Source organism: Nocardioides sp. IC4_145 (genome assembly GCF_011250565.1).
Lineage (GTDB): Bacteria > Actinomycetota > Actinomycetes > Propionibacteriales > Nocardioidaceae > Nocardioides.
The window spans coordinates 125,588-134,420 of record NZ_JAANMS010000006.1 but is presented as its reverse complement, the minus strand read 5'-3'; the positions used below and the strand labels follow the sequence as shown (position 1 = coordinate 134,420).

The 8,833-nt window shown below is 74.3% G+C and carries 8 protein-coding genes; 3 read left to right on the top strand and 5 right to left on the bottom strand.

The genetic code is table 11. The features are described from left to right. The coding region (locus G6553_RS05015) for a glycosyltransferase family 2 protein (RefSeq protein ID WP_166189701.1) at nt 1-1,459 on the bottom strand (1,459 nt) is incomplete at its 3' end. Next, nucleotides 1,456-2,982, bottom strand: coding sequence for a hypothetical protein (locus G6553_RS05010; RefSeq protein WP_166189699.1), 1,527 nt, complete (start codon nt 2,980-2,982; stop codon nt 1,456-1,458). The genes G6553_RS05015 and G6553_RS05010, both read right to left, overlap by 4 nt. A 21-nt stretch (nt 2,983-3,003) precedes the next feature. Between G6553_RS05010 and G6553_RS05005 the strand changes: the two genes are divergently transcribed. From G6553_RS05005 to G6553_RS04995, 3 genes are read left to right on the top strand one after another with little or no spacing between them, the layout of a single operon-like run. Then, nucleotides 3,004-4,863, top strand: a complete 1,860-nt coding sequence (locus tag G6553_RS05005; RefSeq protein ID WP_166189697.1) for a hypothetical protein — start codon at nt 3,004-3,006, stop codon at nt 4,861-4,863. Beyond that, on the top strand, nt 4,860-5,576 hold the full coding sequence (locus tag G6553_RS05000) for a class I SAM-dependent methyltransferase (protein WP_166189696.1): 717 nt from the start codon (nt 4,860-4,862) through the stop codon (nt 5,574-5,576). The genes G6553_RS05005 and G6553_RS05000 overlap by 4 nt, the downstream gene beginning before the upstream one ends. After that, on the top strand, nt 5,573-6,298 hold the full coding sequence (locus G6553_RS04995; RefSeq protein WP_166189694.1) for a sulfotransferase: 726 nt from the start codon (nt 5,573-5,575) through the stop codon (nt 6,296-6,298). Before G6553_RS05000 ends, G6553_RS04995 begins: the two co-directional genes overlap by 4 nt. A gap of 102 nt (nt 6,299-6,400) precedes the next feature. On the opposite strand, the gene G6553_RS04990 is transcribed toward G6553_RS04995, so the two are convergent. The 3 genes from G6553_RS04990 to G6553_RS04980 all read right to left on the bottom strand — a co-directional run bounded on the left by G6553_RS04990 (nt 6,401) and on the right by G6553_RS04980 (nt 8,821). Continuing rightward, complete coding sequence (locus G6553_RS04990) at nt 6,401-6,916, bottom strand: hypothetical protein (protein WP_166189693.1); 516 nt, start codon at nt 6,914-6,916, stop codon at nt 6,401-6,403. 81 nt (nt 6,917-6,997) lie between these two features. Beyond that, a complete protein-coding gene (locus G6553_RS04985; RefSeq protein ID WP_166189691.1) occupies nt 6,998-7,285 on the bottom strand; it encodes an excalibur calcium-binding domain-containing protein in 288 nt (95 codons plus the stop codon). Between the two features lie 168 nt (nt 7,286-7,453). Continuing rightward, entirely contained in the window at nt 7,454-8,821 is a 1,368-nt protein-coding gene (locus G6553_RS04980; protein WP_347565502.1) for a GH1 family beta-glucosidase, read from the bottom strand. Nucleotides 8,822-8,833: the final 12 nt, after the last annotated feature.

The following is an 8,833-nucleotide window of genomic DNA, read 5'->3' as shown; positions in this document are numbered from 1 at the left end:
CCCAGGCCCGAGCGGGGTCGAGGGCGGGGCCGGCGGTGCCGGGGAGGCGCGGGCGCTTCAGGGAGGCGGAGAGGACGAAGCCGGCGTCGTCGGCCTCCAGCCACCACGAGCCGAACAGCTGGTCGATGACGTCGTCGAGGTCCTCCCCCGGCTCGGCGACGAGGTGGGCACGCGACACCGCAGCGGTCCGCTCGATCCGGACGACCGCACCGTCGGGGCAGTGGACCTGGCGCAGGCCGTGGTGGGTGCGCTCGAGGTGCATGAGCAGCGCGGCGAGGGCCGGTCGCTTCGGCGCCCACCCGGCGTCGGGCAGCACCATCCGGAACATCGCCGGGCAGCGGCCCGGCGGGAGCGAGTCGAGGAACCGGACGCGGGGGTCGCCGGCGTACGACACGTGCACGAGCCGGGTGTCCAGCAGCGGGTCCGCGAGCGGCGAGCGGCGGTCGTCGGTGAGCGCGTCCCAGTCGCCGAGCAGCACCACCGACAGGTCGGCCAGCGTCGAGGCGAGCACGGCGTCGACGACCGTGCAGACCGCGTCGTGGGGCTGGCCGCGGGTGTCGAGGACGACCTCGAGGTACGGGACGGAGTAGAGCCGGCCGGGTCGCCGCTTCGGGCGCAGGTCGGGGACGCGGTCGGCGAGGTAGGGGTCGTTGTGGGCGTTGACGTCCTCGCGCTGGTTCATCACGTGCGAGGGCCCGAGGTGCCAGCTGCGCGCGGCGCGGTCGGGGACGAAGACGGCGCCGGCCTCGGCGAGGCGGTAACCGAGGTCGATGTCCTCGCCCAGCACCAGCGAGGTGTCCATGCCGCCCGAGGCGTCGTACAGCGAGCGGGGCAGCGACGCCGTCGCCCCCACGTGCGTGCGCAGCGCCCGCGGGCCGGCGGCTCGCAGGTCGTCGGTGCGCGCGTACACCTGCTCGACCCAGTCGTGCGGCTCGTGCGGCTGCCCGTCGAAGTACGCCGCCACCGACCCGTCCGCGACGGCCGCTCGCACCGCCTCCGGCCCGGCCGCGAGCACCGGCGCCGGGTCGACGAACCACTTGTGCCCGAGCACCACGGCGTGGTCGACCACGTGGTGCCAGCGCAGCTGCGCCTCGACGTGCTCGCGCTCGGCCAGCATGTCGGCGTCGAGCCAGTGCAGGACGTCGCCGTCGGCGGCGAGCGCGCCGGTGTGGCAGGCGTTCGCGCGGCCCCAGCCCGACTCGACCCGCACGACGCGCGTCCGCTCGGGCCGGACCTCGGGCAGCACGAGGTCGTCGGGGCCGTCGTTCGCGACGACCACCTCGAGCAGGTGGGCCGGGTAGGTCTGCGCGGCGAGCCCGGCGAGCACGGTCGGCAGCAGCGCCTCGGCCCGGTACGCCGGGACCACCACGCTCGCCGACAGCCGCGGCTCCCATGCCCCGGGCTCCGGCACCTCGATCGCGCTCCAGTCGTTGCGGCGCACCCGTGGCTGGCCCCTCATCGCGATCCTCCTGCGTCCGGTTCCACGAGCGGTCCGAGGTGCAGCCCGCGCCACTGGGCGACGACGTGCTCGCGCCGGAGCAGGTCCCCCACCCCGGCGTGGCCGCGGAGGCGCGCGACGTGCGCCAGGCCGTGGGTGCGGTACGTCGTCGCGCCGGCCGCCCGCAGCGCATCGGTCCCGAGGCCGGCCAGGGCCCGGTCGACCAGCACGAGTCCGGCGGCCCCGGGGAACCGGTCCGGCCCGGCGACGTACGCCTGCGTCGCCAGCCGCCGGCGCACCGTCGCGCCGATCGCCTCGGCGTGGACCACCTCCGCGGGCATCTCGACGACCTCGGCCCCCGACCAGCGCCGCGCGCGCAGCAGGTCGCGCAGCACCTCCGGGCCCCACCACCCGTCCGCCGCGGTCTCGAGCACGACGTCCCCCGTCGGCAGGGCACCCGGCTCGACGACCTCGACCTCGACGCCGACCTGCCGCGCGACCTGGGCCCGCGCCCGGTCGTCCGCGCCGCCTGTCAGCACCAGGCTGATGGTGGGCTCGCCGGCGACGCGGAGCCCCGCGCGGGCGCCGACGCGCTCGCGCCAGGCCGGGACGGCGTGGGCGTCCTGCGCGGCCCGGCTGAGCACCACCGACCGCACGTCCCGGGCGAGCGCCGCGGCGCCCGGCTCGAGCAGGTCGGCGAGCGCGTCGCCGAGGCGCTCGCGGGCCGCGGGCGGCACGGGGGCGACCCCGACCAGCGGCACCCCCGCCAGCGCCAGGCCGGCGACGAGCCGCTCCGGTGCCGGCCAGCTGACCCGCACGGCCTCCACGTCGCGCAACGACGCGACCAGCGCGGCGGTCGGCCGCCACCCGGGGTCGAGGTCGACGGCCGGACGGGTGGCCGGCACCGCGGAGCCGCGCGGGTTGAGCACACCCTCGTCGAGCGGCCCCACCTCGAGGTCCGTCCCGGTCGGCACGAGCACCGGCTGGACGGTGAGGATCGTCGACGCCTCGGCGGGCGGGGTGGCCACGAGGGAGGCGGGCACGTCGTCGGTGACCACGTCGGCGACGGCCGGCAGCCCGAGGTCGAGCCCGGGCGCCGCGACCAGCCCGCCGTGGCCGGCGACGGCCGGCGATCCGGTCCCGCGCGCCAGGGCCACCAGCACGTCGGCGACCGGCACGCCCTTGACCAGCTCGACCCGGGTGACCGCGCCACCGTCGACCAGCCGGACGTCCAGCTCGGCCAGGGCCGGCCACTCGGGCCGCGGCACGAGCGTCACCGGTGAGACCGCCGACCGCAGCACCACCGCGTACGACCGCGCCCGGCCCAGCGGCGGCAGCGCGGAGACCACCCGGCGCAGCGCGGTCTCGTCGGCCAGGGAGAGCGAGACCGACGCCCAGCCGCCGTCGCGCTGCGGGGCCGACGCCGGGTCGCAGACCGTCACGCCGTCCCGGCTGCCGACCGCCGACGGGTCGTCGGTCAGCACCAGCGCCGGGGTCCGCAGGTCCGCGGGCAGCGACACGGCGGGCTCGGCGGGGGCAGGCATGGTGCTGAGTAGGGTACGGCCGTGCCGCCGCGGACCTCCGAGACCGAGGCGATCGCCCTCGTCGCGGCCAGCCCGCTCCTCGACGTCGAGTGGTACGCCGCGCAGGCAGGTCGGGCGTTCGGCTCGCGGGCCGAGGCGGCCGAGCACTGGGTGCGGCACCGTCCCGAGGGCGCGACGCCGCACCCGCTCTTCGAGCCGGACTGGCTCTACCCCAGGGCGCGCTGGGCGAAGCACGCGCCCGACCCGCTGAGCTTCTGGCTGGCCGACCCCGAGGAGCGGCAGCGCTCCCCGCACCCGCTCGTCGACCTCGACGCCACCGGCCCGATCGAGGAGTGGGTGGGCACCGACGACGCGGCCCGGCTCCTGGCGCGGATGGCACAGCCGCAGGAGCGCGCCGCGTCGGCCGAGGTCAGCGTGGTCGTCGAGGTCCAGGACCTGGCGCGGGCCGTCCAGTGGGCGCGCCACCTCGCCCGCACACCGGACGTGTCCGCCCAGCTGGTCACCGACGTCCGCACCGCGACCCGCATCCTCACCGCGGTGGTCGCCGACCTGCCGACCGTGCGGGTCGTGGCAGACCCCGAGCCTGCGGCCGTCGTGGTGGGCGTCCGACCCGAGGTGCGGCCGCCCCGCTGGCCCTGGCTGCCCCCTCTCCTGGCCGCGCTCGAGGACGACGCCGTCGCGGTCGCCCAGCCGCTGCTCCTGGCGCCGGACTTCACCATCGGCGCCGGACCGCTCGCCGGCCTCCCGGTCGACGACGCCGTCCGTGCCGCGCACGTCCCGCTCGCCGCCCCCTGGCCCGGGGCGCACGCCGTCCGGACCGGCCGGCGCGGCAAGGTCCGGCTCGTCCCGGAGTCGCGGCTGGTCGTCACGGGGGACAGCCGCTCCGTGGTCGTCACGACCGGGTCGGACGACGAGCTCTGGCGGGCCGCCGGGTTCGACGCGCCCGGCCGGCCACTGACGATCCGCGAGGGTCGCCGCGCGCTGCGGTGGTCGATCGACATCGCGGCGCCGGCCGCGCCGCGCGGGCAGCGGTGGGGCGACTGGCACTTCGCACGCTCGCTGGCCGCCGCGCTCGAGCGGCGGGGCCAGTGGGTCGCGATCGACCACCCCGAGACCCGCGCCCGGCGTACCCGGGAGCTCGACGACGTCACCCTCGTCCTCCGCGGCCTCGAGCGGGTCGAGCCGCCCGCGCACACCGCCACCTTGCTCTGGGTGATCAGCCACCCCGAGCTCGTCACCTCCGGCGAGCTGGACGCCTACGACGCCGCCTTCGCCGCCTCGGCGACCTGGGCGGCCCGCCACGGCATCGAGCCGCTCCCGCAGTGCACGGACACCACCCGGTTCCACCCCGACGCGGGCCGATGGGCACCCGCCCGGGGACCGCGCGCCCTCTTCGTCGGCAACTCCCGCGGCGAGCTGCGGGCCAGCGTCGCCGCGGCGCAGCGCACCGGTCTCGACCTGAACGTGATCGGCCGGGGCTGGCCCGACGACGTGCCGGTCCTCGCCGACCACGTCGCCAACGACGAGCTCGGCGCGCTCTACGCGAGCGCCGGCATCGTGCTCAACGACCACTGGGAGGACATGCGGGCGGAGGGGTTCGTCTCCAACCGGGTCCTCGACGTGCTTGCCACCGGCGGGCGCCTGCTCTCCGACGACGTGACCGGGCTGGCGGACGTGCTGGGCGACGCGGCCGGCGCGGTCCGGGTGTGGCGGACCGACGAGGAGTTCCGTGCGCTGACCACCGGCGACCCGGACGAGCACTGGCCGGACGCGGCCGCCCGGCGGCGCACCGCCGAGCGCGTCGTCGCCGAGCACTCCTTCGACGCCCGCGCGGCGACCCTGCTGGACCGGGCGCTCGCGCTCGTAGACTCCCGGCCGTGACCGACACACCCGCCGCACTCGACCTCGCGGCCGTGCCGCTCCCGCCGTACCGGCTGCGCATGGGCGGCGCGCACTTCAAGCGCGACGCCGACTTCGTCGAGGCCGGCATCCGCGACGTCAAGCTGCTGCGCCAGCGCGCCGGGCTCGGCCGCCGCAAGCGGCTGCTCGACTGGGGCTGCGGCGCCGGCCGGCTCGCGATCGGCGTCAAGCACCTGCTCGGCAACGTCGCGGACTACCACGGCGTCGACGTCCAGCCCGAGCTGCTGGGCTGGGCGAAGGACCACCTCACCGACGAGCACACCCGGTTCACGCTGGTCGACCAGCACAACGCCCGCTACAACCCCGACGGGCAGGCGACCTACGACATCCCGGCGGAGCCCGGCAGCGTCGACGTCCTCTACTCCTACTCGGTCTTCTCCCACATGCTCGCCGACGACGTCGCCGGCTACGCCCGCACCATCGCGCGGATCCTCGCGCCGGAGGGCCGGGCGCTGATGACGGCGTTCGTCGAGGAGGACGTGCCGGACTGCGTCGAGAACCCGACCGACTACCTCAAGCTGGAGTGGAAGGGCGCGCTGCACTGCGTGCGGTTCGAGCGCCGCTACTTCGAGCAGCTGGTGTGGGACGCGGGCCTCGTCGTCGAGGAGTTCGTGCACGGCCGGGAGACCGACGGGCAGTCGATGTACGTCTTCGCACGGCGGGACTCGCGGTGACCCAATCCGAGGTCGAGGAGCTCAGGGCGCGGCTGCGTCGGCACCGCAAGCGCGAGAACCCCGACCTCGCCTACCTCTTCGTCGTCACCTACGGCCGCTCCGGCTCCACGCTGGTCTCCGGCCTGCTGAACGCCCTCCCTGGCTACCTCGTCCGCGGCGAGAACCGCGACGCCCTCCACCACCTCTTCGCCTTCCACCGCACGATGGTCACCGAGTCGCGGCGCGGCTCGGACCCGGAGAAGAAGGAGCGGCTGCGCCAGCCGACCCACCCCTTCTACGGCATCGCCGACTTCCCCGCCCAGCGCTCGATCGCGGGCATCCGGCGGCTCGTCGTCGACACCGTGCTGCGGCCGGAGGAGGACACGCGGGTCGCCGGGTTCAAGGAGATCCGGTGGTACCACGACGACCTCGAGGAGTACGTCGCGTGGCTGCGGAAGGTCTTCCCCGACGCCCGGTTCCTCGTCAACACCCGCGACCACGCGGACGTGCTGCGCAGCAAGTGGTGGGCGCAGGGCGACCCGGTCGAGAAGGCAGCCGAGCTCGCGCGGATCGAGGACCGCATCCTCGCGCTCGCCGCCGACCTCGGGGACGCGGCGTACCGGGTCCACTACGACGAGTACGTCGCTGACCCGACCGTGCTGCGCGGGATGTACGAGTGGCTCGGCGAGCCCTGGGACGAGGACTCGGTCCGCGCGACCATGGCCGTGCGCCACTCGGTCTGACCGGCCGGGACCGAGGAGATTCCGCGGGGAGCCATCCCACCAACAGTTCAGTGAGCGAGTGGCGGCGTAGTCGTGTGTCTCAGGACGCGCCGAAGCGCGCACCTAGGCACACGACCCCGGAACGCGAGGTCCCACGCCTGTCACAGACGGACAACCTGACCCCGTGCCGCCTCGACCTGCTCCGCTGCGAGCCAGGAGCGACTCAGACGCAAACACCGTAGGCGTGGACTCGACCGGGATCAGGTTGCCGAAGTTCTTGACGATCGCCCCCCACGAGTCCCCGTCGTTGTCGGGTTGGCTGCTCGCTGCGACCGCGATGCTGCTGAAGTAGCCGCCGCTCGTGACCCGCATCCCCGCGGGGCAGAACGCCATGACGGTCCCGGTGTCGTCCGCCGGCACCACGACGGTCGGGCTCTGCACGATCGTGGTGTCAGCGACCCCGTCAGCCCCGGCCGGCCCGACAAGCTTTGCGCGTTCGCTGGCTTTGAAGTCCTGGAGGGTCAGCGACCCGTCCTTCACCTTCGCGCTCGTCACAGCGCCATTCTTGGTCTGCGACGTCGTGATCAGGCCCGCGGCACTGGCGCCAGCCGTTCCTGCCACCACCAGCACGGTGGCCATCCCGAACCCCGCAAGGACTGCTCGCTTCTGCGTCGTCTACGTCCCTCCTTCGTCGGCATGGAGACCGACGGATCCGGCGGGCTACTTCTTCTCGCAGGCGATGCCGTCCTTGTCGCGGTCGAGTGTGCCGTTGTGGCTCACCGCGAGGTTGTACTGCTTCGTGTTGCGGTAGAAGTTCGTGACCTTGCTGCCGCTGGTCTTGTCGACAGCGCCCTTGCGGCCAACGCCGTGCTTCCACGTCTTGTTGAGATTCGTGCAGTTGTCGTGGATGCCAGTGGTGTGCGCCTCTGCGGGCGTCGCGAGAGCGGCGCCGGTCGTAACGAGCACTGCGGCCGCGAGGACGGCGCCGTAGTGATTGATGTTCTTCATGTGCTCGACCTCCTGAGGGCCGGCCTGAGTGCCGACGCCCGTCGAAGGTAAAGCCATGGGACGCGGACCGTTCGAGAACCTGGGAAAGAGGTCTCTTACGCCGAGGTGGTCCGGACCGGGGGCGATCTGATGCCGGACAATCGAGGTCGTCGGCGACCTGCGGACCCCTTACCCGAGCGACCTCGTCTGCGCGGCGATCACGTCGGCGTACCACTGGTAGGAACGCTTCGGCGTGCGCGCCTGCGTCTCGTAGTCGACGTGCACCAGCCCGAACCGCTGCTCGTAGCCCTCGGACCACTCGAAGTTGTCCAGCAGCGACCAGCAGTAGTAGCCGCGGACGTCGACACCGCGCTGCACCGCGGTCGCGACCGCGCGGAGGTGGCCGTCGAGGTAGTCGATGCGCGCCTGGTCGTCGACCACGCCGTCGGCGTCCGGGCCCATGTTGTACGCCGCGCCGTTCTCGGTGATGTAGAGCGGCGGGAGGGCGTGGCGGAAGCGGGCGCGGAACATGATCAGCCACTCGCGCAGCGCGTCCGGCACGACCGGCCAGCCGAAGTCGGTCGTCGGGTAGCCGAGCAGCTCGCGGAACGCGAACGGCAGCTCGGCGTCCTCGCCGGCGGCCGCGATCCGCCACGGGTTGTAGTAGTTGACGCCGTAGAAGTCGAGCGGCTGCCGGATCGTCGCGAGGTCGCCGTCGAGCACGACGTCCTCGAGCAGCGGGGCCAGGTCGACCGGGTAGCGGCCGAGCAGCATCGGCTCGATGAACAGGCCGTTCCACATCGCGTCGAAGAGCTTGGTCGCCCCGACGTCGGCGGCGTCCTCGGAGGCCGGCCACATCGGGGCGTGGTTGTTGGCGCAGCCGACGCTCGCGGTCACGCCGGACGGCACCGACTCGCGCAGCGCGATCGCGGCGCGGCCGTGCGCGAGCAGCAGGTGGTGGGCGACCGGCAGCGCGTCGAACATCAGCGCCTTGCCCGGCGCGTGCACGCCGATGCCGTAGCCCATCATCATCACGACGTTCGGCTCGTTGACCGGCACCCAGTGCTCCACCCGGTCGCCGAACCGCTCGCCGCAGATCGCGGCGTACTCCGCGAACCGGTCGATGGTCGCCCGGTTGAGCCAGCCGCCGTCGTCCTCGAGCGCCTGCGGCAGGTCCCAGTGGTAGAGCGTGACCATCGGCTGCACGTCGGCCGCGAGCAGCGTGTCGAGCAGCCGGTCGTAGAAGTCGACACCCTGCGCGTTGACCGCGCCGGACCCGGTGGGCTGGATCCGCGACCACGACAGCGACAGCCGGTAGCCGCCGACGCCGAGGTCCTTCATCAGCGCGACGTCCTCGTGGAACCGGTGGTAGTGGTCGCACGCCACGTCACCGGTCGAGCCGTCGTTGATCCGGCCGGGCGTGTGGGTGAAGGTGTCCCAGATCGACGGGCCGCGGCCGTCCTCACGCGCTGCGCCCTCGACCTGGTACGCCGCGGTGCTGGTGCCGAAGCGGAAGCCCGGCGGCAGCTGGGGGAGGTCGGGGGAGGCGGGGGCCACGGGCACAATCAT